This window comes from Candidatus Kuenenia sp., assembly GCF_027493735.1.
Classification (GTDB): domain Bacteria; phylum Planctomycetota; class Brocadiia; order Brocadiales; family Brocadiaceae; genus Kuenenia; species Kuenenia stuttgartiensis_A.
The window spans coordinates 51,007-76,601 of sequence record NZ_JAOSKF010000003.1 but is presented as its reverse complement, the minus strand read 5'-3'; the positions used below and the strand labels follow the sequence as shown (position 1 = coordinate 76,601).

General features: G+C 39.3%; 25 protein-coding genes. 13 read left to right on the top strand and 12 right to left on the bottom strand.

Annotated features, from left to right (window positions below; translation table 11 throughout):
• The first annotated feature begins 348 nt into the window (after window positions 1–348).
• The gene (locus M5U24_RS03065; protein WP_099325287.1) at window positions 349–1,641 is read left to right on the top strand and encodes an MFS transporter; all 1,293 of its coding nucleotides are present in this window, start codon (window positions 349–351) and stop codon (window positions 1,639–1,641) included.
• Window positions 1,642–1,850: 209 nt separating this feature from the next.
• Window positions 1,851–2,141 carry a hypothetical protein gene (locus M5U24_RS03060; RefSeq protein WP_298201521.1) on the top strand — a complete coding sequence of 97 codons (291 nt, stop codon included), beginning with the start codon at window positions 1,851–1,853 and terminating at the stop codon, window positions 2,139–2,141.
• Between the two features lie 348 nt (window positions 2,142–2,489).
• Here M5U24_RS03060 and M5U24_RS03055 read toward each other — a convergent pair whose 3' ends face one another.
• From M5U24_RS03055 to M5U24_RS03000, 12 genes are all read right to left on the bottom strand, one after another.
• Window positions 2,490–4,274 carry a DUF262 domain-containing protein gene (locus tag M5U24_RS03055; protein ID WP_099325288.1) on the bottom strand — a complete coding sequence of 595 codons (1,785 nt, stop codon included), beginning with the start codon at window positions 4,272–4,274 and terminating at the stop codon, window positions 2,490–2,492.
• A 433-nt stretch (window positions 4,275–4,707) separates the two neighbouring features.
• Complete coding sequence (locus tag M5U24_RS03050; RefSeq protein WP_099325289.1) at window positions 4,708–4,944, bottom strand: hypothetical protein; 237 nt, start codon at window positions 4,942–4,944, stop codon at window positions 4,708–4,710.
• Between the two features lie 9 nt (window positions 4,945–4,953).
• Window positions 4,954–5,745 (bottom strand): Fic family protein, encoded by a 792-nt coding sequence (locus M5U24_RS03045; protein ID WP_099325290.1) that lies wholly within the window; start codon window positions 5,743–5,745, stop codon window positions 4,954–4,956.
• 5 nt (window positions 5,746–5,750) lie between these two features.
• Window positions 5,751–5,873, bottom strand: a complete 123-nt coding sequence (locus M5U24_RS03040) for a hypothetical protein (protein WP_261341063.1) — start codon at window positions 5,871–5,873, stop codon at window positions 5,751–5,753.
• Between the two features lie 544 nt (window positions 5,874–6,417).
• Complete coding sequence (locus M5U24_RS03035; protein WP_298201518.1) at window positions 6,418–7,107, bottom strand: alpha/beta hydrolase; 690 nt, start codon at window positions 7,105–7,107, stop codon at window positions 6,418–6,420.
• A complete protein-coding gene (locus M5U24_RS03030; RefSeq protein ID WP_298201516.1) occupies window positions 7,104–7,817 on the bottom strand; it encodes a hypothetical protein in 714 nt (237 codons plus the stop codon). Before M5U24_RS03030 ends, M5U24_RS03035 begins: the two co-directional genes overlap by 4 nt.
• Window positions 7,814–8,596, bottom strand: coding sequence for a cytochrome c3 family protein (locus M5U24_RS03025; RefSeq protein WP_298201514.1), 783 nt, complete (start codon window positions 8,594–8,596; stop codon window positions 7,814–7,816). Before M5U24_RS03025 ends, M5U24_RS03030 begins: the two co-directional genes overlap by 4 nt.
• Window positions 8,527–9,072 (bottom strand): NapC/NirT family cytochrome c, encoded by a 546-nt coding sequence (locus tag M5U24_RS03020; RefSeq protein WP_298201512.1) that lies wholly within the window; start codon window positions 9,070–9,072, stop codon window positions 8,527–8,529. Before M5U24_RS03020 ends, M5U24_RS03025 begins: the two co-directional genes overlap by 70 nt.
• 164 nt (window positions 9,073–9,236) lie before the next feature.
• Window positions 9,237–10,241 (bottom strand): cytochrome c3 family protein, encoded by a 1,005-nt coding sequence (locus M5U24_RS03015; RefSeq protein ID WP_099325294.1) that lies wholly within the window; start codon window positions 10,239–10,241, stop codon window positions 9,237–9,239.
• Window positions 10,222–10,536, bottom strand: a complete 315-nt coding sequence (locus tag M5U24_RS03010; protein ID WP_099325295.1) for a hypothetical protein — start codon at window positions 10,534–10,536, stop codon at window positions 10,222–10,224. Before M5U24_RS03010 ends, M5U24_RS03015 begins: the two co-directional genes overlap by 20 nt.
• A 436-nt stretch (window positions 10,537–10,972) precedes the next feature.
• Window positions 10,973–11,551, bottom strand: coding sequence for a Reeler domain-containing protein (locus tag M5U24_RS03005; RefSeq protein WP_157820525.1), 579 nt, complete (start codon window positions 11,549–11,551; stop codon window positions 10,973–10,975).
• Between the two features lie 41 nt (window positions 11,552–11,592).
• Window positions 11,593–12,732 carry a carboxypeptidase-like regulatory domain-containing protein gene (locus M5U24_RS03000; protein WP_298201510.1) on the bottom strand — a complete coding sequence of 380 codons (1,140 nt, stop codon included), beginning with the start codon at window positions 12,730–12,732 and terminating at the stop codon, window positions 11,593–11,595.
• A 701-nt stretch (window positions 12,733–13,433) separates the two neighbouring features.
• On the opposite strand from M5U24_RS03000, the gene M5U24_RS02995 reads away from it, so the two are divergent.
• The 11 genes from M5U24_RS02995 (at window position 13,434) to M5U24_RS02945 (ending at window position 25,035) form a co-directional block, all read left to right on the top strand.
• Window positions 13,434–13,994, top strand: coding sequence for a hypothetical protein (locus M5U24_RS02995; protein ID WP_164994279.1), 561 nt, complete (start codon window positions 13,434–13,436; stop codon window positions 13,992–13,994).
• 255 nt (window positions 13,995–14,249) lie between these two features.
• Entirely contained in the window at window positions 14,250–14,489 is a 240-nt protein-coding gene (locus tag M5U24_RS02990; RefSeq protein ID WP_164994278.1) for a hypothetical protein, read from the top strand.
• A 129-nt stretch (window positions 14,490–14,618) separates the two neighbouring features.
• Window positions 14,619–14,909, top strand: a complete 291-nt coding sequence (locus M5U24_RS02985; RefSeq protein WP_230407993.1) for an isocitrate/isopropylmalate family dehydrogenase — start codon at window positions 14,619–14,621, stop codon at window positions 14,907–14,909.
• A gap of 46 nt (window positions 14,910–14,955) precedes the next feature.
• Window positions 14,956–15,153: a DUF2281 domain-containing protein gene (locus M5U24_RS02980; RefSeq protein ID WP_099325301.1), complete on the top strand. Its 198-nt coding sequence runs from the start codon at window positions 14,956–14,958 to the stop codon at window positions 15,151–15,153.
• The gene (locus tag M5U24_RS02975) at window positions 15,140–15,481 is read left to right on the top strand and encodes a type II toxin-antitoxin system PemK/MazF family toxin (protein WP_197705163.1); all 342 of its coding nucleotides are present in this window, start codon (window positions 15,140–15,142) and stop codon (window positions 15,479–15,481) included. Before M5U24_RS02980 ends, M5U24_RS02975 begins: the two co-directional genes overlap by 14 nt.
• Before the next feature lie 413 nt (window positions 15,482–15,894).
• Window positions 15,895–17,583 (top strand): hypothetical protein, encoded by a 1,689-nt coding sequence (locus tag M5U24_RS02970; protein ID WP_298201505.1) that lies wholly within the window; start codon window positions 15,895–15,897, stop codon window positions 17,581–17,583.
• Entirely contained in the window at window positions 17,580–19,043 is a 1,464-nt protein-coding gene (locus tag M5U24_RS02965) for a phospholipase D-like domain-containing protein (RefSeq protein WP_298201503.1), read from the top strand. Before M5U24_RS02970 ends, M5U24_RS02965 begins: the two co-directional genes overlap by 4 nt.
• On the top strand, window positions 19,018–20,625 hold the full coding sequence (locus M5U24_RS02960; RefSeq protein WP_099325305.1) for a hypothetical protein: 1,608 nt from the start codon (window positions 19,018–19,020) through the stop codon (window positions 20,623–20,625). Before M5U24_RS02965 ends, M5U24_RS02960 begins: the two co-directional genes overlap by 26 nt.
• Before the next feature lie 125 nt (window positions 20,626–20,750).
• Window positions 20,751–21,806: a hypothetical protein gene (locus M5U24_RS02955; RefSeq protein WP_298201501.1), complete on the top strand. Its 1,056-nt coding sequence runs from the start codon at window positions 20,751–20,753 to the stop codon at window positions 21,804–21,806.
• A gap of 947 nt (window positions 21,807–22,753) precedes the next feature.
• Window positions 22,754–24,256 carry a DUF2779 domain-containing protein gene (locus M5U24_RS02950; protein WP_099325308.1) on the top strand — a complete coding sequence of 501 codons (1,503 nt, stop codon included), beginning with the start codon at window positions 22,754–22,756 and terminating at the stop codon, window positions 24,254–24,256.
• A gap of 305 nt (window positions 24,257–24,561) precedes the next feature.
• Window positions 24,562–25,035 (top strand): HEAT repeat domain-containing protein, encoded by a 474-nt coding sequence (locus tag M5U24_RS02945; protein ID WP_099325309.1) that lies wholly within the window; start codon window positions 24,562–24,564, stop codon window positions 25,033–25,035.
• The last annotated feature ends 560 nt before the right edge of the window (window positions 25,036–25,595 follow it).

Here is a 25,595-nt window from a genome sequence, read left to right as displayed (position 1 = left end):
AAATTATACTGCCATGAAAGAGATAGGTAATGGCAAAGAAAGTAGCACTACAGCGACATTTTATTCTTACGTCCTGCACAAAAATATGATAAGTTTTCTCCCATAAGGTGCAGTAAAATCCTTTAGACAGTAGGGTGGATTAAGCGACAGCGAATCCACCGTTCCATTATTATTGGTGGATTCGGTGCGAAAAAGCCGCACCTTAATCCACCCCTACACGTTTGAAACGCCAAGTGAAACAACATGGTCTTTGCAGGCATGGTATATTAACCCTGACAGGGTTTGGAACCCTGTCAGGGTTGTTTATTTCATTTTCATGTGAAGTCCCTACATTGAGGATAAGAACATATGCTGAAGTTTAAAAACAGGCAGGAATTGGGGTGGTGTTTTTATGATTGGGCGAATTCGGCATTCGCCACAACCGTCATGGCAGGATTCTTCCCGGTTTTTTTTAAAAATTACTGGTGTCAGGGTATGGAAGTGACAAAAAGTACTGCGATTTTGGGAATGGCAAATTCTTTGTCGGGGTTTTTAGTGGCAGCGATTGCCCCAATAATTGGTGCGATTGCGGATAGCGGGTCGTATAAAAAAAGGTTTCTTATTTTTTTTGCATATCTTGGAGTCCTGTCAACAACAGCGCTTTTTATGGTGCAGAGGGGTAATTGGCTGTTTGCGGCAGTTGCCTACACAATTGGCACGGTTGGATTTTCAGGCAGTGTCATCTTTTATGATTCCATCCTTCCTTTAATAACAAATAAAAAAAGGATTGATTATGTATCTGCGCTGGGCTATGCGATGGGTTATCTTGGCGGAGGAATACTCTTTGCATTCAATATTTGGATGATATTACACCCGGCATTTTTTGGACTGAAAGATGCAAACCACGCAATACGTATTTCCTTTTTAACCGTTGCCGCCTGGTGGGGAATATTTACATTACCCATTATTTTTTTTGTAAAGGAACCCGGGAAAGAACCCCGCATTTCGCCTAAATTTGCTTTCCGAAGCGGATTGAAACAATTAACCCATACCTTACATAAGATGCAACACATGAAAACGATAGTTCTTTTTTTAACCGCCTATTGGCTTTATATTGATGGCGTGGATACTATAGTAAGAATGGGGGTTGATTATGGATTGTCAATAGGTTTCGAATACAGGGACTTGCTGCTGGCATTGCTTATCACCCAATTCGTAAGTTTTCCCTGCGCCATAGTATTTGGAAAGCTGGGTGAAAGAATAGGGGCGAAACATGCGATTTTTATTGCTATCGGAGTCTATATCTTTGCAGTAATGTGGGCAATGAGGATGAAGGCAACCTATGAGTTTTATGGGCTTGCTATCCTTATAGGGCTTGTCCAGGGCGGCATTCAGGCAATGAGTCGGTCTTTTTATTCACGCCTTATTCCCCATGATCAATTGGCTGAGTTTTACGGATTTTACAATATGGTAGGCAAGTTTGCCGTTATCCTAGGCCCTGTTTTAATCGGCATTACAGGGATATTTTTTGAGAGTTCGCGAATGGGCATCGCGTCAATCGTGATTCTCTTTATAACCGGAGGGGTACTGCTTTTTTTTGTGGATGAAAAGAAAGGTGCTGAGCAAACAAAATATCTTTCTTTACGTGAAAACGGACAGTAGGCAGTCGGAAGTTAGCAGTCAGCAATCGACAATCGGCAATCGACAAATTGCAAATTGCAGATTGTGGCCTGAGGATTGAGGATTGAGCACGAGGGGATGGGATCATATCTTGATGTGTGATTAAACCCATTTTTGAAATCAATGATCAATATGTTACCCCTTTTGCGCCTTTATCAACAATATAATAAAATCAATGCGGAGGTTATATAATGGACATTTATCCAATAAAAACAGAAGTAGATTACAAAAAGCACTTTCCGAAATTGAAAATCTCTGGGGTTCAAAAGAAAATACAAAAAAAGGAGATAAACCAGTACATCGTTTCGTTAAAGTGTGTACGTAAAAAATGTCATTGCGAGGAGTGGAGCGACAGCGAAGCAATCTTAAGTCCTTTGGGAACAAGAGATTGCTTCGCTGTCGCTCGCAATGACGGTATCAATGTAGATATTTTAATGAAACGCTATACTAGATATTCTTTTAGTTTTGGTGGAAGCATATGAAGAAAAACACTATCCAGTTGATCCACCTGATCCGGTAGAAGCATTAAGATTCAGAATGGAACAAATGGAGTTATCCAGAAAGGATTTAGAACCATTTATAGGAAAACGTGGTCGAGTGTCAGAAATTTTAATCATCAAAGAAGTCTTACTTTAAATATGATTAAAAAGCTTCATTTTAATCTTCATATTCCTTTAGAAATCTTAATCGGGAATGCACCCGTGGCGGACTTAGAAGCACAAAACTATCAACCTGTATAAATGCCAGATAGAAGCACTGCACTTGATTTAACCGCGTCACCCACCATTGCGCCAAACGCCTGTTGGCGGTTCGTTGTTTTTTTTCTGTCGTCATAGTCCGAAGTAATAATCTCTCATTTTGTTTGCCATAAGTTTCCTTCTCAAAGCCAGAAAGTCTTGATAGTCGTCTATGGTCATTTCCATCAACTCTGTCGGAACACAATTCACTTTTAAATTGTCCAAAAGTTCCTGCTCTGTCGAAATTCCACTTACTTGTCTGTTGTTCTCAATCATTTGCGTTTTGAGTAAGTCGAAATAGTCTTTAGGAGGCTTGTTGCCCACCTTAATGTTTATTTCTGACTGCATATACACATAGTTTGCAATCTGATTGTATTTGCTTCGGTCAAGCCCGTTCTTCTTCAAATAGTCTTTTGGAAACAAATGGTGTATGTCACCACGAAGCGAAATCAAGTCGCTAACTAAAACGTCTTTTGATAAAAATCCTTTGTCGTTAGCTTTTACTTGTGAGGCAAGAAATACGTGGAAATATGGACTACTTGCAACAGAAGTGTCCAAACTTTGTGGCAAAGAAGCGTTCCAAAATGCTTCTGAAAGTTCGGCTTCTTCTCGTTCGTTCAAAATCTCGTTAAATGGTTTGTGTTCAATCTGCTTAATGTCGAAGTCAAACGCACTTTCTGGTGAACCTGAATACCGACCTGTCAGAATTGAATAAACCAACCAACGTCTTGCATAACTCTCAATGTCAACGGAACTTACTCCAAGGTCTTTCAGTTTAAGGTAAACTATGTAAGCAAAATTTATGGCGTTTTGTGAACGGATTAGTTTAGGTGAAATAAAGCCGGCTGATTTTACAATCATTAAAAACCTTTTGAAATTGGTTTCATTGATAAAGTTGGTTACTCCGTTTTTAAGTGTCGCAAATGATTGTTGAGCTATTTCCGCTTCGTATGTTCTTGTTTCAAAATTTCTTCCTGATAACAAACTAACTAAGTCGGAAAGTCTGCCCCTGTTGAATTGTGAAGTAAAAGTAACACGAATTAAGTCATTATAGTCGGGGTCGTAAAGGTCTTCATTTTCAGTTTTGAGCCATTGCATTTTTTGAAAGAAGTCTGTTTTTGCAAACTCCTTGTCATTATCTACTATGTGTTTGTAAAAGTCTGGAGCAATGGCAAGGTGGCAGAAATAGTCAATCGCTTTTCTTAGTTCATTTCCACCATTTTCGGTGTCTGCTGCAATCTTACTCATTGCAAAGTCTGCTTGACTTAAAACAACGCCTTTTGAGTTGATGCGGATAAAAATTTCCGTAACGGTTTCAATGTCTAAGTCAGGCGAAAGTTCGATTAAACCAATTTGCTTTTTCGGTATGTTAATAAGGTTTGAGAAAGCGTTACGAACGTGCTTTTTGTCAACATCAGTATTTAGTTCAAAATAATTGTCCGCAATCTCAAATAGGTCTCCGTTTATTGCTTCTGAAATATCGTGTAGCCAGGTTTTGTCTTTAAGAATGGCTGGATTTTGAACTTCAAACCGTTCTTCAATTGGATTGAACGCTATTTTGATTTTTACTTGTTGATATGTCTTGTTGATTATATATTGTCCAAGAATTGCAGCTGTTAATGCTGTTACTCGTTGTTGTCCATCAATTAAAACCTTTTTACCTTCACTTAAACTTCCGTCTTTCAGCCTTACGTTAGGGTTTCTCCAAGCGATAACATAGCCAACAGGATAACCTTGATATAAACTGTCCATTAAGTCGCGGACTTTTGAACTGTCCCAAACAAATGGTCTTTGAATTTCCGGAATTGCAATTTCTCCTGAATTTACCCAAGCTAAAATTGTCTCGATTAAGTGTTGGTTAACTGAATATTTCTGCATCAAGTCTTTCCTTTTTTGTCTGTTCGTTTATGGTTTCGGTGTCGTCTTTACAATGACCGCCAACGTTTTGCGTGTTGCCGAAGTTGGCGATTTTCAGCACTAAAGTTCATTCGAAGCATTACTGTTTGTTGACCCACAACTGTCGTATGAAGCACGGAACCCTCTGTGTCAATGGTAAATCTGATTTTGTTTCGATGGATTTTATTCAGGTATTCCACCAATGGCGTTACTTCCCGTTCGTGTTGATGTATCAGGTTTACTCCGGGTGTGGTGATGATAAGTTCCGGGTCTTTAAACCTTTGTTGTGTTCAATAAACTGAAAAACATTGATGTGCACTATCATTGTCTTACCGCTTCCTGTTGCCATCCAGTAAGCCAATGCACTTTTTGCAAAGTCTTCAAATTCCTTGCTGTAACGTTGCCTGAAAAAAACTTAGGTAAAGTAAATCGCCAATATCTGATAGTAACTAAGGGTTACTTTCTGTTGCTTGCGGGCTTCCAGATAAGTGTTGTAAGCTTTCAGATACTTCTTTACGGCATCCAATATTTTTTCATCTAAACCAATATAGGCATCATAAGCTTCAATTTTTTCCTGTGTTGACTTGTCGAATAAATCAATCGTCTCCCTCAGGAAGTGCCTGCGTATATGTTGATATAATTTTAATTCCATAATTTTGACTTAACTGCTTTTATACTGTATTTCCAATGCCTTTGGAAGCATCAGCAGAAAAGGCAATGTTTTTTCATACTTTAAATCTTCATAGAATAATCCTATGCGGGCTAAATTATTGTAGTAGGCTTGCAGGTTGTGATAATAGTAATACTCGCTTGCTATATACCACGCATTTTGACCTAAATGGCTACTTAAAAACCATTTTTCCAGCAGCCTGGCAGCTCTGCCATTACCATCATTGAATAGATGAATTTTTACAAATACTAAATGAATGTAAGATGCATAATAGAAAATCTCTTCGGTGCCGGGCGAACCGGCAAGCAATGTTTCCAGTTCATCCCAAAAACGTTTAAATTCCTTTTTTACAATGGATGCAGGCGCAGCTTCGTATTGTATGCGTTGAGACTGCTGCTCCATAATCAGCATGTTACCTGTCCTTATCACGCCCCGTTGTGCCTCCGGCAATAACTGACGGGTAGCTATGCTGTGGGCTTTATAAAAATTGGATAGGCTAAGCCTGTTGTCCCTTGCAAATTCATAGGCGGCATACAAATCATTGGGCTTTTCGGTCAGGTTGGGCAGATATTCTATGTTGAGCACTTTGTGTTTTACATAGCTGTCAACCTCTAAGGTTTCGCCTTCTATACGGGATGAAGACATTACCGATACTGCAGTGGCAAATTTAAAGTTATCCGCAGTCCATTCTTTTTGTTTAATTGAAGAAAAGGCATCATTCAGGTCTATATCCAGCATGGATACATACGGTGACAGTAAATCGTTTTTAAGCAACTCTTCCATACTGTTTACTGATTAAAAATGTTTGCGTGAATAATATTTACCCGTGACAATCCTTTGCCTACTTGCAGTTGTTTGTCTTTGAGCGTTGCCAGAATATTGAAATCATAATTGACTTCTATTTTTCCCATTGAAGATGGGTGCATTCCCGATTTTTTGTAAATATAGTCAAAAAAATAAGGTTTTCGGAAGATGAATAATAAAATTTATTGCAAGGGTGGTACAGGCATTCCTGCCTGTATTCCGCACAGACAAAATGCCTGTGCCACCCGTATAGGCAGGCAGCTTGTGTATTAAATATCACAAGCAGGATGCTTGTGTTACATTGTGCAGATAATTACAAAAAATCGGGAATGCCCCCAGTTTCCTTTTGCTATAGTAACTCTCGATATCAAGGCTCGCGGTTAAACTATATCTTTGCAATTATAAAGTCAAGAAAATCATGTGATATAGTTAAACTTGCATTGTACAGATGCTTCAAATTTAGCGGTATATAATGGCTACTTTGTGTGAAGATTTTTGGAAGCTTTCAATTGTTACCTTCATTTGAAATCTTAAAACACCAGCAACTCTAATAGTTCCAAACAGGGTTTGTCCGTGCCACCCTTATAAAACTCGCATTTTGTGAGCTTTTTGAGTATACATCGCAAATGGAGAGCCGCCTGAGTGTCGTTGTCAATACCTGATACCATCAAAGAAATTACACACCTTCATGGAAACAATACCTTCTTTTCCCCGGTAGAAATGGTCGCTGTTTTCTATTAACTCACTTGTCACGGGCAAGGGTATTTTTTCTAAACCTTGCAGTGTGTCTTCCACTGTTGTGGCGAAATCATTTTGATTATATATGAATAATTTTGGTTTTTTACATTCCCTTAAAAAACTGAGGTTATATTTGCCAAATGGCGTGGAAATTGAAGCGAATGCCGATACGGCATCGCTTGCCGTCGCCACTCTCATGCCAACAATACAGCCAAATGAATACCCCGCAATAAATATCTTAGCGTCCCTGCCGGACTGCTTTACCAGGAAATTTAGAGCTGAATGAACGTCCGTTAGGGCATCGGCATAATTTTCACTGCTCATTGTTTTTTCCCAGTACTGAAATATTTCTGCAATATCTTTCACCCCGCATTCGCTGTTACCAACGCCGCGGTAATTGAAACGGAGCGAGAGAAAGCCGGCTTTTGCCGAAACACGCGCAAGGCTCGTTATTATATTGTTTTCCATATCGCCGCCGAGGGTAGGATGGGGGGGGCATAAAAGAATTGCCCTGGAAGGCATTGTGTTTTCATCGTATGCCAATACTCCCTCGAGGGATAAATTATCAGAAGGGAAATGAACGTGTTCTTCTGTTATGTTCATGGTTGTGCAGAGACGTCCCTTTCTTTTTGAATGCCTTTCAAAAGCATTCGTGATAATTGGATATTGTGTATGCCATATTGTTGTATTTGCTTTACATACTTTTGCATTTTCGCGCTATTATTGTTTTCCCGGATAACCGGCTGCGTTTCTTCTCTCAAAAACTCTTTCCATTTATCATAGAGTAATCCGTAATCATCATTATGACACTCTATACAGATACTGCGGGTATCACGGAAGAGAAAATTGTTTTCTTCCTGTTTGTGGCAATCGGTACACAACACCGCCTTATACATCCAATCAGGGGTTCCGGTGACGGGAGAATGAATGCCCGCATAGCGGAACGAACCGTTTCGGTAGTCGTTTACCGCGGAATGGCATTTCAAACAATCGTCATTTGTTGCTTCATTGTGATGACATTTTTTGCAGTCGTTTTCTTCAATTATTAAACCGCCGTGTGTTTTCGTGTTTGCCGGATCGTTATTATGGCATTCACAGCATTCAATGTTCTGTAAGGGAGAATGATGGTTGTGCAAAAAAAAGCTGTCCTTATATTTTGTACGGTAATGCAAATAATTTACGTGGCACCTGTCCGTGCATGAGCCTGAAGGATACACGAACGGTGTTTGCCGCATCAACAGATTTTCTTCCCCTGATGTGGGTGAATTGAGCGAAGCGATAAAAAAACAGGCGATGATTATTAATCGTTTCATGTGCTTTCCTGCAAGACCTGATTGAGTTTCGTAATGCTGTATTCCAGAAGGTCCTTTACATATTTAATGTTGTGGGCGCCGTTACTCCCATCTTCCTTGATAAAATAATAATTCGACTCCGCTTCGGTAATAACATGCCCTGCATTCGGAAGAGGGAGTTTTTTTGCCCTTTTCAAAAGAAGCTTTAGCAACCTCATTCTTTTCGAGACGAAAGATATTTGCTCAGATACTATTTTGTCAAATCCACTGTCATGGCAATTGTTGCATACCTCCGGCGCTACTTTTGATAATAATACGTCCTTGTGGCATGCCGAGCAATTGAGCGTTGCGATAAACATGGGATCGGGTTCGTCCGCAATGCCTGCGCCGCCCGTTCCCGCCATAACCATCCATTGCGTTTTGTAGAGAGAGAGGTCAAATGTGCGGTTCGGAATATTTGAAAGCACAACTCCATTTTTCTTCATAGCGGTATGTATAATGGCACTGTGGCATGCAACACATGATGTTTTGTGATTCATTATATGGATATCATGCATGTCCGGTGCAGTATACTTTTCCTGAATAGTTTGATGGCATACATAACAATTCTCCCTGACAACGGCGCCGTTTCCCTGTACAACAGCGAAATGACAATCGGAACAACCCACGTTCTTCCTTTCTTCATAAGCAATGTGGTTAAATGTGTTGCCGTAAATTTGAATGGTTTTTTCTACGGGAGCATGACACAAGGTACATTCGGAAATGGGTTGTTTCTCCCTTGTGAGAAGCGCCTGTTGCATGCCGGCAAAATGACATACATTGCAGGTATCGGCCTCTGTCTCAAAATGTCTTCTGCCATTACCATATGCGAGTGGCAGGAGACACAGCGCAACGTAAGATTGCCTGGAAAATGCTTTGTATGTGTTGCATGCCGGAAATCTCTTGTTTTTTTGAATCGGGTTGCCGTTTCTGAGAGTTTTTGTAAAGGATGACACAGTTCTGATGTACAACGTTCATCCGCCATTTCGACCGCCATTACCTTCATGCTTCTGTTTTCGGGTGCATGGCAGTCGATACAGGCAATGTTCCCTGACAAGACATTGTAGCATTTATTGTTGAATGTGACGTCCGAATGGCACTTGCCGCAATATTGTGTATACTTCACCTTCGTCACGGTAAAAAACAGCGCTGCCACAGCAATTGCAATGGCTATGAGTGCAGAGATTGCCAGCCGGACGGCGTGTCTTTTATTTAAATTTTTTACTTCTTCAAACATGATTTATTCTTCACTTACAACGTAACACTTTAGTCTTTTGAAACTGGAAATTGTCATTTGTAGTGCGACGAGGTTCGTCGCACTACATGGTAGAGACAGGTTTCAAACCTGTCTCTACTTAGATATCTCAAGTGAGGAACGAGCCGCAACCACTGGAATCAAAATCAATGCGAATATATTTTTTCCGCCAAAACGATGGATATGTCACGGTTTAATGACGTTCTTATCATTCTTGCCCTGAGGGTACAGACATTATCTTTCAGCGTAAAGTGGAATGGTATCATTCGCTTCTCCTTATAGTGCAGCGCTGTTTTCAATTCTACAAACAGGCTTGTCTCTCTGTAGCCTGCAACATGCCCCGTTTTATTTAACAACTCTATTGTCACGAGCACTTCCCGGTATCCGTAGTCACCCGTTGGTACACTATGCGGGATGCCGGTATTGGTTATTTCAAGTGCGCCTTCAATAGCATCTTCTGTTTGAACTATTTTAGTAAAGCAAAGGGACAACATATGCTCGTCAACGGGAATTAACTCCTGAAAAGAAAAAAGATGCTGCTTGCCTTCCCGCTTTGGATATATCTTTTGCCAGGGTTCATCCTGAATAAGTTTTCGGACTATTTCCGGCATATGGCAGTCCTGGCAGGTCTTTTTATCTTCGGCGTCTTTTATTTCTTTCCAGACGTTATACGTGCCGGCGTGGCATTTTCCGCAAAGTTCACTGCTCTTGTAAAACATATTCATCCCGGTAACCGGATGTGGGGCGCGGGCAGGGGTTGGTCCGGCGAGTGTGCAGTCATTTAAATGGCAGGCATTGCAATTGACCCCCTCTTCAACATGTATATTCCGAGGGACGATGCTTGCATCGGTAAAAATGGTTTCCGGTACGTGGCATCCAAGGCAAAAAGTGAATGAATAATCAAATGCTTGTTCCCTGAAGGCATTGCTGGTATAACTTCCGGCATGGGGAGAATCTTTCCATTCATGGTAAATATCAATATGGCAATCGCCGCATTTTCCCGCTTCAGGTGACTTCATGCCTGTTTCCACCAGCTCAGGGTAAATAATGCAGCCGCTGATAATGAAGGCCATCGGAAAGAAAAAGATAACTATGAAAAAGGGGAACAGACGTCTGCCCATTGATGCATTTTCAGGATTGCTTTGTATCATGCCTTCGTTTTCCTCTGAAAATGAATGGAAGGAAGATAAAGAACAAGGCGCTTGCCACAAGAATAAAAATAAAGACAAACTCGTTGTGGATACATTTTTTGAGCAAATACACGGGAATGAAAAACCACGGAATATGTTCCGGTTTGTTTACAGGGTTAAACGGGAGCGGGAAAAATAAAACGGCAAGGAGGTCAAGCACCACAAGAAAGCAACCAACGATAATGTACCGGAACATTTCGTTCGGGAAAAAGGGTTCCAGCATATCCGGACGTTTGTTTTTCGTGTAATCTTTCATAATTTAGTCAATACCTTTTTTCTTCGGAAAAGACGCAGATAGCCATTGCACAAGTCATTGCGTTGATGAATTGTAATTACTAAGCAAAACAATATATGCCAAGCATTTTTAATGCGAATGTTTGTAACACTTTAGTCTTTTGAAAATTGATACACATATTTTAGCTTAATATGGGTGGCACGGACAAGCAGTGCTTGTCCGTGGTCGTGTGCAAATGGGGCTACGTCTAATTTCCACACGGACAAACGGAGTTTGTCCGTGCCACCCAAAACTAAACTGCAACATATTTTCAAAAAGCTAAATTGTTACGAATGTTTTGAGTTAAACAACCACATGGCGATGGTTAAAATAAAGAACGCAAACGATTTTGACAGAGATTTTTGCGCCTATGTGTAATATTTACAATGCCATGCCGGGTATAGTCAAAACATAGAGACTATTTTGCGCTTATTTCCAAAGTGGTGGTGTAGACGTAATCATCCGTCTCACTGCCTTTACCATCAGCATCAACGCCTGCCGCGTAAAATGTTATTGGCTCCGTAGCGTCGGTAGGAGCCGTCCACTTCACCTTCCAGTTCTTTTTCTTTGTTCCCTTATACGTATGTTCTATATATTTATCCTTGTCAGCTTTATCAAGTCCCCGATAATCATCCGCAGGAATAACCTGTGTGGTATTCCCGATTTTTTTAAATTTTCCCACTCTGTTTCCGCTTGCATCAACCGCAGTCATTTCAAACCCACGTTTTTTTCCACTGGAGTTGCTAAATGCTACCTTTAATTTGATAGTTTTTCCAGGGGTATACTCATAGGGACCGGAAATAGAAAATTCAGCATCCCCGGAATCGTTGGTGTATGTATCATGGCAACCACTTGCATTACAGGTGCCGGAATCATCAGGAGCTCCGGTACGGTAAGCATCAGGACCGCTTGCCGATGCAAATACTGCACTTGAAAACATACTGCATAACGATACACTCAACGCCAAACAAGAAAGAGAATTCTTTACTATTTTCACATTACAACTCCTTACAATAAATGTTTTTATTCATACAGATACTATTTCTTTTTTAAGGTAATTTCCAATGGTGTTACATCTGTTTGATTCATTTGATAGGATTGATTGTAAGCATCGTAACCTTTCTTATACACTTTCATGGAATACGCACCTGCCTTCACTTTTTCAAGAATAAATTCACCGCCTTCGTCTGTTTTCGTTTGATATTTGATCTTACCATTTTTACTGAGGCGTACTTTAGCGCCGGCAACGGGTTCTCCGGCTACATCAATCGTATCCGATAAATACTCCCGGGCATTATATTCAACAATCCAATCCTTTATTGTGTTATATTCACTATTGCTGTTGAGGTTCGGCCACATAGTACCCTCGCTGGAATTTTTATCAAGTTTTCTCAATAAGAGAGAATCCTCACTTCCCGGAGTAACCAATCTTGGATCCGTTACTTCAGCATATGTCGTCAAGGGTATGCTACTTTCAGAGCCACCCTCTTTGTGGCACGAAATACATTTGGCGTCGAGAATCGACTTTACACTGCTCTCATAACTTATCTCCGAAGAATTACCTCCGTTATCATTACTGGTTACCATACCAGCAAGATCGAGGTCATTTGTATTTATAAATACTCTGCCCTCTGCTTCGGTAGTATGACAACCATCCGCATTACAACCACCATTTTCTGCGCCGGTCGGCATCGATACCGTACGGCCACGATAAGATACAGATATGGTAAACGGTGCTGTTAAATCCTTCTCTGAGTAAAAATTTCCTAACTGATCTGATCGCAAGCGTACTTTTTGGCCATTAGCGTCTGTTATTTTTATTTTTGCACTCTTTCTCGCATTTGAACCTTCAGCATCATCATAAATCGTTCCCCCAATAGAAAACGTATGTTCTCTGCCTCCTGTGTGGCAACCGCTCGTCAAACAATTCCTTCCTGCGTTGTGAGAATCCTCGTCTTCACCATCATCATCATCATCTTCTTCCTCCCCATCTTCATCTTCGTCTCCATCATTATTTATTTTATGATCAGCATCATTGCCCTTTTGTAATAAATAGACCCCGGTATTTTTATTCAAAACACCTGCAAATGACATTGAAATCACATATATTTGAAAAACAATTATTGCCAAAATACAGTAAATAGATTTCAGAAATTTTTTGTTCATTGAACTGTTCATAAAACGATCTTCCCGTAAAAAAGTTGAAACAAGGTATATATCCTGAAAAAGCACTTTTTGTTTGCCATTAGCTCTCAAAAAACTTCTGCCCTCTATGGCTAAAGCAACTAGAATACCATACAATTCAGAAAGAATTTGCATTGATTATAAGTATCTGAAACATTATTACTTAAAATAAATTTATCGTTTATTTTATCATTATTACAACACATGAATTTTTCAGACTTTTGTAATTTTTACAGATAACTATTGTAATTGTGACATTATTCAGGGGGTCAGAAAAAGATTCCTATCTTTTCGCGCTTTCGCGTTATATCCAAGATGCTCATAAAATATGAATTTTAAATTGTTAATTGGGTGGCACGGACAAACCTTGTTTGTCCGTGCCACCCTCTATCGATACTTAAATACTATATTAAATTTTTCTAAAAACAGATGCTTTTGACTATATCAGGAGGCTTACGTGTATTGATACCTGGATTGTATATTAAATTTTAGAAAAATAGATACTTTTGGCTATAAACAATTAGTAGAGACACGACATGTCGTGTCTCTACGTGACTCATGCTTCCCTGTCTGCGTACGTTTCCGAAGGTAGCCAGACCGTCCCGGTCTGGGCGAGTCGCCTGTCTGCGTGCCGGGACGTATAGGCAAGGCCGCTTGTGTATTAAATATCACAAGCAGGATGCTTGTGTTACATTGTGCAGATAGTTACAAAAAATCGGGAATGCGCCCGGGAAATATGCTATAGTAGCCGCATGAACGAAGAACATTCACCTATGAAATTGCTTATGAAAAGATTGCAGCATAATGAAAGTGAAGTGGTGCGCCAAGCCCTTGAAGAAATCGGCAGATCCGGAAAGGGGAATCGCGAGGCCATAAAAATGCTTCAGGATTTTTTAAAGGGAGAGCGGCGAATGCCTCTCCGCGTTTTGGCGGTTCAAACTATTGCGAAAATAAAGGAGTCCCCTCAATCTTCCACAAAAGAATTCAAAAAACCGAACGTCTTTCAGTGTCCGGGGGCGGAGAAGATAAAAAGGGTTGAAATTTTGGAGGTAACGTGTCCCCACTGCCACCAGGAAGGTACGGCGTCGGTAGCCGGTTTTGAATATGAATTCGCATGCGAGAGCTGCGGGGGCATGATAAAGCGAGATATCCCTGAAAGCTGTATCGAGAAGTGTCCTATGGGAAGCGAGTGTGTTGGTGAAGGGCGTTATCAAAAATATTTACACGGCAGAAAAAAAGCTACTGGAGATACATAGCGCAGCAAAAAGTCGCAACCAAAAATGTAGAGACGCACGGCCGTGCGTCTCTACTAATCAATGCCTTACTGTTGCTTCGACAAGCTCCGCACGAGTATGCATTTTGAAAAACGAGCATTAAAAACAAGAAGTTGATGGATAGTAGTACAAAGAAAAACTTACAAAAAAAGAGGTTTTTACAGGGCAATATTATAAACCCATTTACTGGCAAAATGGAGTAGTGTATTTCTCTATACCTACCGTAGTCATTGGCTCGTGGGCGAGAAAGACAAGGGGCTGCTGGGGTCATTTAGAGAAGCAAGGATGGTTTATATTGATTTATGTTGCAGGTATAGGTTGTATCATAAAAGTTTAAGGGAAATTGGTCAGGAGCTGGGAGGTTTAACCGTTGGAGGGATGAGTCAGGTAAGAAAGAGATTAAAAGAAAAACTGCAGAAAGACGATACCTTAAGGTTCATGTATAACCGGTGCAATAAGGCGCTCTCCGACGAATAGTTATTTATACAGGTAAAAGGATTTACCTGAATATTAATCAATTTCAACATATCCTTGTAATTAAAACTGTTAAATGTATAATCGTTTCAGGAAAAAATACATTGTTGTCAATAGGTTAGGTTTGACCCCATGCCATACCCATGGGTAAATATTGGTGATAAGGCGGCCGTCTTTGAGGCCACCCACGGTACTGCCCCCAAATATGCGGGAAAAGATATGGTTAATCTGGGTTCAGTTATTTTATCAGGGGTAATGATGTTTGAGCATCTGGGCTGGGATGAGGCAGCAAACATGATTGTGAAGGCATTGGGAAAGGCTATTCAAAAGAAGACAGTTACGTATGACCTTGAACGTCAGATGAAGGGCGCTAAATTAGTCAAGTGTTCCGAGTTTGCCGATGAAATAATTAAGAATATGTGAGGTAATTCTTCAGCCACAAACCTGAAATAAAGAAGGAGGGAACAAAATGTCGGTCAAAGAAATGATAAAGAAAGAGATTGATAAACTTCCGGAAAATCTTCTTCCAGAGGTCTTTGATTTCATTCAGTTTTTAGAAAGCAAAAGAGAAAGAATCGTGATTGCAAGAGCCTCTCAGGACTTGTCCACTGCATCATTTCAAAAAATATGGGACAATGAAGAGGATGCAGTTTATGACAGTCTATAATAGAGGAGATGTCGTTCTTGTCCCTTTTCCATTCAGCAACCAAACTATCATAAAGAAACGTCCGGCGGTAATTATTAGTTCTGATGTTTATAACAATACATCCTCTGACATTGTTATTATGGCAATTACGGGAAAAACAGGCAATCTTACCATAGGAGAATGTTTAATAGAAGATTGGCAGAGTGCTGGTTTGTTAAAGCCTTCTTCTATCAAACCAGCCATATCAACTATTGAACAAAGCTTAGTTTTAAAGAAACTTGGCAAACTTTCGCCTAAAGACCTCATTTTAATGGAAAATGTACTAAAAGAATTTTTAGATTTGATATAAAGAAGATTTGCTTATTGACTTAGCTCACCCCTGGTTTTTACAATTACTTATTAACTTAGTTTGTCCAACACATAGGAAGGGGTCAAATCTTTACCATTGACAAATATGTAATTGATAAAGATTTGACCCCATCCCTCTGCAGAAAGACGATACCTTAAGGTTCATGTATAACCAGTGCAGTAATGCGCTCTCCGACGAATAGTTATTTATACAGGTAAAAGGATTTACCTGAATATTAATCAATTTCAACATATCCTTATAATTAAAACTGTAATCATTTTAGGGAAAAAACATTCTTGTCAATAGGTTAGGTTTGACCCCATTGACTCCCCTTGCCAATAGGTTAGGTTAGGTTAGGTTAGGTTTGACCCCATTGACTTTGACTACACCCTAACTAAAAAAGGATTGATTCCATGAAACAGCTTACCAAATTGTCAAATATTGATCAGTTCTTACCCAGATGGACGAAAAGAGTTATCGCAGAAACGGGTGGGCGAGACCCTCTTGGTTTATCAAGGGTTTCGGACATGATTGTCGAATTCCTTTTAACAGGTATTACTACTCAAACGAATAGAGCAAGATACTATTCATTTTACTGCTGGAATATCTGGAATATCTGGCATATTCATCTAACGGAAAAGCCTCAGAAGTATAAAGATTTTGTTGACAGTTTTCGTAGAAGAGAGGCAGTACTTGCCATGTCCACATATGCCAACAATAGTAATACCTCACCTGTTGGCATTAAAGCCGCCCGTCCAATATTGGAGAAAGGATTCCAGAGAGGTGAGATGGACAGTAATTTTCGTGTTCTACCTTCGAATGCGCTGGGTGGCTATGGTCAGTATTACGGAGGAAGCCTGTATCAGCTTGGGTTGACGCGTCGCATTGAAAATGGAATTGACCATTTGAATAAAGGAATGGGAGAAGCATTGGCAGAAGCATTTCATTTATCTATTCATGAGACTCCTTACATCCAAAAGGAACTTTTTCGAAAAACAAAAATTCCACTTGTTGACTTTGATGGGTCTAAAAAATTGCTGACTCTCGATGCCATCATGAAAAAATCTGGAGTCATAGAACGGAAACTTCTCATAGATCTGTTTTTCGGCTTCAATGGCACTACCATTTGTGAAAGCACCTTACTCAGAAGACACACCTTGGGTCAAATACTCCACATTCTGTGTGAATATGAAAGACATGATTTATATCTAAACCTAGATAGCATCGATGTCATTTTTGTCTATGCGCCTTCTTACTTCGATGTCATTTGGTCTGAGGAGGATGATAAAACTATTCCATATAAATGTCCTGAAAAGTTTAGACGTTGTCACTCTCTTTGGAGGCAATTCTGTCTCCAACAATATTTTACAAATGCATTAGAAAACATACTATTTGCTGTTTTGGAAATAATAGGTAATGAATCAGCGGGTCTAACTATAGAAAATATTGTTTTACGATTGATGGAGACCACATTTCTCAAAGTTTTACGAGAGAAAGCAGGAAAGGATTGCTATAGACCAAGAGAAATCCTTAAAGCTTTTAACATCGAAGACATTCCGACTCATGAAGCATCATACGATTTGCAACAATTGCTTATTCCAACTGCTAAAAATAGCGAATTTGATATCCTGAGGATATCTGAGGAAGACACAGGAAGTGTTACGGCTAAGGCAATGCTACTTTTAGCAGTTCTTTATGGAAAGTGGAGAGGAATTCAGGATGAAGAAGGCATGTGTTATGTACATGAACATGCTGGTAACGGCCTTTGGTTTTGGACGTTTATGCCAATCATTGATAAATGGCTGGACAAGAATACAAAGTGGGATGAAACACTAGAAAGAATTATAAGATGTTTCATTGTTGATCAACATGATAGAATTATGTACGAGAAAAAGAGATTGGAAAGTTGCTGGTTCAGAACTGATGGAAATCGACTATTTAAAGAACAGGAATACTCACCTAAATTTCGTGCTAATCGACATCTTCAAGCAGTTAATATTATGCGTGACTTATGTCTTATAGAATCTGACGATGAAGGATACCTTTCGATTACCTCGAAAGGCAAAACAATTCTGAACAAAATACTGAACGAACATGAATGAGTAATAAGAAAGACAATCGATTCAATTTGCATGAGATACTTGATAGTAGCTCCTATGATCATGCGCTCATAGCTACGTATACTTTTGACCCAGAGTTCTTTGAGGAGTACTGTCTTGAAAAACTTAAAAGTCTAAGTGGAAATGGTAATATTTCTGTTCTCGTAGATAGGGGTGAATACGAAAAAGTCATAAAAGGAACAGACTCATCAATGCCACAAAAGGCAAATCTTCGTTATCTCTTACATCCAGTTTACGTTCTAGGTGCATTTCATTCAAAAATATTTCTTTTTGTAAATCAAGACCATGGCTTGCTTGTAATCGGAAGTGCAAATTTTACCCGTCCAGGCCTTGCATCAAATGCAGAGTTGGTGTCATGCTACGAATATGAAGTTGAGGAAAAGGAACAATTTAAGTATTTGTTTATGTCTGCATTTCACTATTTCAGACAAATAAGTAACTATTCTCTAAGTCAAACACTCGAATCCAATATTCGGGTAGTAGAACGGGAAATTGCCTGGTTAACTGAAGGGTATAACAATGAAATAAACGAATCAAATCCAGTACTACTACATAACATTGATACCCCACTATGGGAACAGCTAAAGGCGAAAATTGAACAACCCGTTGATTCTATTTCTGTGCTTTCCAGATATTTCGACCCAACACCTACCCTTCTTGATAGAGTGGATCGAGATTTTAAACCGAAAAAAATTAAAATCTTTACTCAAAACGGAATCACCACATTGACCTCACAATGGTTGAAACATCCGCTAGTGAGGAAGAGTAAAGTTGAGATATATCTATGTACATATAAAGATGAAGAACATAGCCAACCCCTTCATGCAAAAGCTATTGCTATCGAGAAAGATAAAAATATCGTATTTGCTTTTGGTAGTGCCAATTTTACTACACCAGCGATGTTGCGTACCATGAACGATGGTAATGCTGAGGTAATCTTGTGTTTCCATGGCTTAAGTAAATCGAGTATAAGCCCAGAAAGGTTTTTTGATCCAGACAATACTGCCATTCTGCTTAATCATGAAAAACAATTGAATTTTACGCAGGAGGAGGACAAAAAATCTCCATCCAATAGATATGATATATTACTTAAAGAAGCCTTGCTTGAGGGTGAACGGTTGTGCCTGATCGCTGATATTTCTGAAAAATTTAGACAATACCCTCTCATTGCTGAAATCAGTTCTCCAAACAAACCTACGCAACAAGTTAAGTTGCAGCAGTTAGATGAAGGATACTACGACGCAGACCTTTCAGATGAAATGCTGAAGAATTTTGGTGATCAATCATCCGTTGTTCAAATAAAAGCTTTGATGAACGATGAATTGATTGCACTAAGCAATCCTCTTCTATTAACCCAATCTACAAGATATTCAAACCGGTGGAAGTGTGCGTCGCGAGCGACAAATAAAGGAAGCAATGCAAAGCACAGACAAGTTCCATGAAGCGCTCAAGGAGATGAACCACTCTGGTGATTTAGATCGCCAGATACAGTTCCTGATCTATTGTGATATTCCAGTAATTGAAGCAGAACAACCATTTGCACGTAGGGCAAGACCACCTTTGGATCGGAACAAGGAAATGCGAAACATTGGAGAACGGAATCTCAAACACTTTGTAGACCTTCACGAAGCAACCATTGACTTCATAAATAGGCATTTTGGAAAGCTCAAAAAACATATAAAAAATGGAACTATAAAAGGCATACCAAACTTTATGCATATCTTTCTTGCCATTTGTTGGATTCTTGAGAACCAGATTGAAAGGGTAATTCAGGGGTTTAAGTCAAAATTAACACCGATGACTTCAAAAGAGTGGTATGACTACCGTGAACAACTTGATGAATATTTTAAATACTTCAAGGAAGTTATGGATTGTCTTTGGGGTGATTATCTAACGACCATGCTTAAACATCACACCCGCCGGGAAATCAGGGAAAAACTCGATCCTGATTTCCACTATTTGAAGGATGTCTGTTCGCAGATGTTGGGATTTAGGTCAAGAATTGAGGTCTTGCGAAAATCTCAATTAAAGGTCCAACGTGAAAGTGGCAGGGCTTTAGTCCTTCCAGAGTATTTTGAATCCATTCTCAAAGAGGAAAAATGGCACATTTATTGTGAACATATAAACTCGTCCATTGTTCAAATCAGAGCTTTAGTTGAAAATAACTCGATTGTACCTAAAAATCAGGTTCTATCAACCAATTTTCAAGAGATTAAAACTGGTAGAAGTATAGGATGTGAATATCAAATAAAGGAGGCGCAGCAAAGTACATTGCAGTGCATAGAAGCAATCAAAGAATTATACAACTCCAGCAATTCCAAGGCACTGAAACAGTTCCTGACTTTCTGTGATATTCCAGTAATCAAAAATATACAACCAATATTAGCATACAGCCCAAGACCTTCTTCTGGGTTGAGCAAGGAAACATGGAGACTTGGAGAATGGAATCTTAGACACTTCATAAATCATCACAAAGCGACACTTCACTTTATAGACAAACATTTTAGAAAGTTAGAGATACATATTAAAGATATACCTAAAGAGAACATACCAAACTTTATGCATATCTTCCTTGCCATTGGTTGGATTTTGAGGAACCAAATCGAAATGGCAATTCACTGCCTTAAGACAAAAATAACTCCCATGTCTTTAGAAGAATGGCAAGAATACCTTAAACAACTGGATATATATTTTAAAAAGTTTAGACTACTCATGGATTGTCTTTGGTATAAATATCTTTCTATCATGTTAAAATATTATGCACATGAGACAATACGGGAAAGGTTCGAACCAGATTTCCAATTTCTAAAAGACATTTGTTCGCATATGCTTGGATTTCGACCAAGAATTGATATTCTATGTAAGTCTCATTTAAAAATTCAGAGATCAGACGGAACAATAATACTTCCTGAATATTTCTCTTCTGTTTTCAATGAAAAGGATTGGAAATACTACTCCAATAATATAAAAAAGATTCATCGCGCTATTTTTAAACACTTTTTCAAAAAGAAACACAAATTATGAAAAGAGAAAAAGGAAAGAAAAACTTAAGCACAAAAAGACTTGGCTGCTAATAAAAAGTGGGAACAATTTGACAGAGTATTTGAAAGCATAAGCATAAAAAAGATTTTTCAAAGTTGCAAAGGAGCTTGAAGGAAAAAGTAATATCACGACGTTATCCATCTTTTCGTATAGAGTTATCTGATGAATTAAAAAATGATTCCGAATCGATTTTGGTTGCGAAGGAAGTAGATGACTGTATTAAGCAATTAACTTTTGTACTAAAGCCCTTTAACACAACCATTAAAATAAATGATTATTTCTCAGTTGCGGTTTCCGTTGCCCATTGTTTTAAAAATTGCGAAGAACTCTCATCCTTAGAAAATATAAAAACTGCTACGAGTTTGTTGTTGTCAGAGGAAAACATAGCTGCAGTAATAAAATGTTTGTATCAAAATATAGATGCAGTACTCATAGAACATAATAAAATGGACAGATTTTTTTTTTGGGCGTCTATAGAATGTAACACTTTACCAAACGGAAAGCCTATCAGGTTGATTCGAATACATAGACAACAGTGTATGTCTAAAAGTTTTTTTGTTGATGGACAGCAAAGAATTGCATATAAATGCGGTCAGTGTTTTATGCCTTATGGAATAAAATGGGCTGGCTTGGACAACAAAAATGTTGGGTTAACTGGCTTAGAAAAGAACATTCCTGTATACATTCAATCTCATGCGTTGGAAAGGTTATACGAAAGAATAGATTGTTTTGAAAACTCAAAAAGTCTTATTTACGATTATTTGTGGTGTTCCATCTTAAATGCAAAAGTTGTTAAAAGTACTAATGGAAAATATCTTATCGAATATTGGTTTAATTGTCACAAACTGGGTTATTTGGTAACAACGATAAACGATGGAGTTGCTATAGTAAGAACATTTCTCTTTATCACAATGGATGGAACACCAGAAGGACTGTTATTGCACAAAAAACTCGGTATCAGAAGAGATGATAAAGAATACTTACATCTCGACAAACTAAGAACCTACCTTATGACTGATATTCAAGAAGACACTGAATTACGTAATGTTTTTGAAGAATGTGGGTGTGGGCATTTATTTAAGGTTGTTAAGGAAGATGCGGTAATATGCCGAACGACTGGAGATGCTAAAGACATTCGTAAATACTTAAATCTAGGTAGTTGAAAATGAAAAATCAAAAAAGCAACAAAAGATACAATGCGATACTGTTTGATATAGTTGGTACTTTGCTAACAAGACAGTCCGCAGATTTTCAAGTGTTCGCGGGGCGTTGTCAGGAAACCGGAATCACAATAGATTTAGATACTGCACGGAGAGGCTGGAAACAATCTGAGAGGTGGATTTTCTGAAGGAAATGGCTGGCGAACCCAGGATGCCTGACCACGAATTTTTCAGATGACCTGATTCCATTGCCTTGCGAACGGCGTTTGGCGAGAAGTCAGATGAAGAGATATGGAAAATGGTTTCTCTTATTCTCCCGCTTCAAGGCCCAAGACAGTCATGAGAAGTAATCGCTGGAAAATTTCACAAATCGCCCTAATTATTAAGTTGCGTTTAATGATGGTAGAGGATTAACATTTCGATTCGGGTGCATTCCCGATTTTTTGTAACTATCTGCACAATGTAACACAAGTATCCTGCATGTGATATTTAATACACAAGCTGCCTGCCTATACGTCCCGGCACGCAGACAGGCGACTCGCCCAGACCGGGACGGTCTGGCTACCTTCGGAAACGTACGCAGACAGGGAAGCATCGTAGAGACAGGTTTCAAACCTGTCTCTACAATGACCTATATTTTTATGCCCCACTAATTGTTTATAGCCAATAGTATCTATTTTTCTAAAATTTAATATATACTCCAGGTATCAATAGATGGGTGGCACAGGCTTTTTGCCTGTGCGGAATACAGGCAGGATGCCTGTACCACCCTTGCAATAAATTCTATTATTCATCTTCCGAAAACCTTATTTTTTGACTATATTTACAAAAAATCGGGAATGCACCCTTTCGATTCTCATGAGAGATGTATACTAAAGCAGAACGATTCAATCCCGATAATTTATATGATCTAATTAATTGGAAAGATAGATAACTAACATTTTTGCGTTATGAATAAATCACCCTTCATCTCCAAAACAAAATACATCGCCGGTATTCAGTGCCATAAACTCCTCTGGCATTACTACAACGCAAAGGAAGAGTTCCAGGAAGTAGATGCCGGCACGCAATCGCTATTCGACCAAGGACATTTAGTCGGTGAATACGCAAAAAAACGCTATCCAACCGGAATAGAAGTGTCTGAAGATATCATCGCTTTTGAAAAGGTCATTGAGCAATCTAAACAGTTAATCTCAAAACGCCTACCGCTTTTTGAAGCCGCATTTCGTTATAAAAACGCTTACGCCCGCGCAGATATTCTAAATCCGGCAGGAAGAAAAGCCTGGGAAATTATAGAAGTGAAAAGTTCAACCCAGGTGAAAGATATTCATCTTTACGACCTTTCTTTGCAGTGGTATACATATAAAGGAACCGGACTTGAGATCAAACGATGTTATCTTCTGCATATTAATAATGAATATGTCCGCAAAGGAGAAATCGATCCGGGAAAGTTATTTGCCCTTGAAGATATTACATCGGATGTGAAAATATTACTTCCAGAAGTTGAAGGACGATTGGAAAAAATGATCAAAGTAATTGCAGCAAAAAAATATCCCAAAATTGAAATCGGTTTACATTGTAACGACCCTTACGAATGTCCGCTGCAAGAAAAATGCTTTGATTATTTGCCAAGACACAATCCGCTGACGTTATATTACTTCAAAGGAGAGAAAGCCTTTTCATTGATAAATGATGGCGTCACCGATATTCTAAAGTTCGATGATTCCATCACACTATCCGCTAAACAAAAGATACAGATACAGAGTCTTCGGTCAAAAAGAGAGTATGTAAATAAAGAGGGAATACAGTCATTCTTAAATAAACTTGCTTATCCTTTATATTATCTTGATTTTGAGACTATCGGAACTGCAATCCCGCTGTTTGACCATGTAAAACCGTATCAACAGATTCCATTTCAGTTCTCGCTTCATATTCAAGCATCACCAAAGAGTAAACTTGAGCACATCGGTTATTTAGCAGAAGGCAAAGACGACCCCCGTCCGGAATTATTAAAGCTATTGAAAAAACACCTTGGCATGAAAGGATCGATTGTTACATACAACGCATCCTTTGAAAAAGACAAACTCAACAAAGCGTGCGAAGCATTTCCGGCTTACCGGGAGTGGAATCGGAAGATACAAGCCCGAATAGTTGATCTGTTGGATCCTTTCAAAGCCTTCTACTACTATAACTACAAACAAGAGGGAAGCGCATCGATCAAATCTGTCTTACCTGTACTAACGGGAAAAGGATATGATGGGATGGAGATCGCCGATGGTGGAACGGCGAGCAATGAATATCTGCGAGTGACGTATGGAGAAGGTGTTACCGAAAAAGAGCGAAAGACAGTTCGGAAATATCTTGAAGAGTATTGTGAGTTGGATACGATGGCGATGGTGAAAATTGTTGAAAAGTTGATAAAGATTTCCAATGGCAAAGTAGATTATTCGTAATACATTCTCTCCTGAAAAAATAACCTATCATGTTGAAACAGGTACGCAGATTCCGGGAACACAAGAATATGGTAAGTCTTCACCCATAAGGTGTGGGTAAAATCCGTTAGACAGTAGGGTGGATCAAGCGACAGCGAATCAACCGTTTCATTTATTATTGGTGGATTTGCTGTGAAAAAGCCCACCCTACACGAAATGAGAGAAAAGAGTCTTGGCGAGCATGGTATATTAACCCTGTCAGGGTTGTTTCTTTCATTTTGTGGGAAATATGCCATAGTAGCTGCATGAACGAAGAACATTCACCTATGAAATTGCTTATGCAAAGATTGCAGCATAATGAAAGCGAAGTGGTGCGTCAAGCCCTTGAAGAAATTGGCAGATCCGGAAAGGGGAATCGCGAGGCCATAAAAATGCTTCAGGATTTTTTAAAGGGAGAGCGGCGAATGCCTCTCCGCGTTTTGGCGGTTCAAACTATTGCAAAAATAAAGGAGTCCCCTCAATCTTCCGCAAAAGAATTCAAGAAACCGAACGTCTTTCAGTGTCCGGGGGCGGAGAAGATAAAAAGGGTGGAAATTTTGGAGGTAACGTGTCCCTACTGCCATCAGAAAGGTACGGCGTCGGTGGCCGGTTTTGAATATGAATTCGAATGCGAGAGCTGCGGGGGAATGATACAGCGTGATATCCCTGAAAGCTGTATTGAGAAATGTCCCGTGGGAAGCGAGTGTGTCGGTGAAGGGCGTTATCAAAAATATTTACAAGGCAGAAAGAAAGCTACTTGAAATACATAGCGCAGCCTTTGGCCGCAACCAAATTCGAAATACGAATATCGAATCTATTAAAATAAGGAATTTAGAAACCGCAAATACACGCAAATGGACGCAAATATTTTTAACGGGAGTCACAGAAATCTGGCAATCTAGTCTCTGACCACTGCCTACTGCTTCTGGCGACCGGCTTTCGCGTTCATTGGCGTCCATTAGCGGTTATCTTTCTAAACAACCTCCAGGGAATTTCGAATTACGGGGAAAATAGGAATAATAAGAGAAGTGTCCCTATATCCTATTTCCCCCCCTATATCCCTTGCTCATGGATCGAGGATGCTTCCCCTCAGGTGGCACGGCCAACTTGAGCAGAATACAACGTGATCGCGCGATATAGCAGACGAGTCCGGCACAGGGGTTGTAGCCTTGTCGTTGATCGCAGTTGTTATGCGATTAAGACGTTGAATTAATATTTACTGAATGGCATATAGTAGATTTGCAGGAAATTTTAAAATTGGCTAGACAAGGTATAAAATAAAGGCGAAATAGCGCTTGCCAATGATCCTAAAATAATATAT

What these genes read in the sequence shown, in the direction of transcription:
- M5U24_RS03065 (WP_099325287.1), top strand. Translation starts at nt 349, where the DNA reads ATGCTGAAGTTTAAAAACAGGCAGGAATTGGGGTGGTGTTTTTATGAT.
- M5U24_RS03060 (WP_298201521.1), top strand. Translation starts at nt 1,851, where the DNA reads ATGGACATTTATCCAATAAAAACAGAAGTAGATTACAAAAAGCACTTT.
- M5U24_RS03055 (WP_099325288.1), bottom strand. Translation starts at nt 4,274, where the DNA reads ATGCAGAAATATTCAGTTAACCAACACTTAATCGAGACAATTTTAGCT.
- M5U24_RS03050 (WP_099325289.1), bottom strand. Translation starts at nt 4,944, where the DNA reads ATGGAATTAAAATTATATCAACATATACGCAGGCACTTCCTGAGGGAG.
- M5U24_RS03045 (WP_099325290.1), bottom strand. Translation starts at nt 5,745, where the DNA reads ATGGAAGAGTTGCTTAAAAACGATTTACTGTCACCGTATGTATCCATG.
- M5U24_RS03040 (WP_261341063.1), bottom strand. Translation starts at nt 5,873, where the DNA reads ATGGGAAAAATAGAAGTCAATTATGATTTCAATATTCTGGCAACGCTC.
- M5U24_RS03035 (WP_298201518.1), bottom strand. Translation starts at nt 7,107, where the DNA reads ATGAACATAACAGAAGAACACGTTCATTTCCCTTCTGATAATTTATCC.
- M5U24_RS03030 (WP_298201516.1), bottom strand. Translation starts at nt 7,817, where the DNA reads ATGAAACGATTAATAATCATCGCCTGTTTTTTTATCGCTTCGCTCAAT.
- M5U24_RS03025 (WP_298201514.1), bottom strand. Translation starts at nt 8,596, where the DNA reads ATGCAACAGGCGCTTCTCACAAGGGAGAAACAACCCATTTCCGAATGT.
- M5U24_RS03020 (WP_298201512.1), bottom strand. Translation starts at nt 9,072, where the DNA reads ATGTTTGAAGAAGTAAAAAATTTAAATAAAAGACACGCCGTCCGGCTG.
- M5U24_RS03015 (WP_099325294.1), bottom strand. Translation starts at nt 10,241, where the DNA reads ATGATACAAAGCAATCCTGAAAATGCATCAATGGGCAGACGTCTGTTC.
- M5U24_RS03010 (WP_099325295.1), bottom strand. Translation starts at nt 10,536, where the DNA reads ATGAAAGATTACACGAAAAACAAACGTCCGGATATGCTGGAACCCTTT.
- M5U24_RS03000 (WP_298201510.1), bottom strand. Translation starts at nt 12,732, where the DNA reads ATGAACAGTTCAATGAACAAAAAATTTCTGAAATCTATTTACTGTATT.
- M5U24_RS02985 (WP_230407993.1), top strand. Translation starts at nt 14,619, where the DNA reads ATGCCATACCCATGGGTAAATATTGGTGATAAGGCGGCCGTCTTTGAG.
- M5U24_RS02980 (WP_099325301.1), top strand. Translation starts at nt 14,956, where the DNA reads ATGTCGGTCAAAGAAATGATAAAGAAAGAGATTGATAAACTTCCGGAA.
- M5U24_RS02975 (WP_197705163.1), top strand. Translation starts at nt 15,140, where the DNA reads ATGACAGTCTATAATAGAGGAGATGTCGTTCTTGTCCCTTTTCCATTC.
- M5U24_RS02970 (WP_298201505.1), top strand. Translation starts at nt 15,895, where the DNA reads ATGAAACAGCTTACCAAATTGTCAAATATTGATCAGTTCTTACCCAGA.
- M5U24_RS02965 (WP_298201503.1), top strand. Translation starts at nt 17,580, where the DNA reads ATGAGTAATAAGAAAGACAATCGATTCAATTTGCATGAGATACTTGAT.
- M5U24_RS02960 (WP_099325305.1), top strand. Translation starts at nt 19,018, where the DNA reads ATGCAAAGCACAGACAAGTTCCATGAAGCGCTCAAGGAGATGAACCAC.
- M5U24_RS02950 (WP_099325308.1), top strand. Translation starts at nt 22,754, where the DNA reads ATGAATAAATCACCCTTCATCTCCAAAACAAAATACATCGCCGGTATT.
- M5U24_RS02945 (WP_099325309.1), top strand. Translation starts at nt 24,562, where the DNA reads ATGAAATTGCTTATGCAAAGATTGCAGCATAATGAAAGCGAAGTGGTG.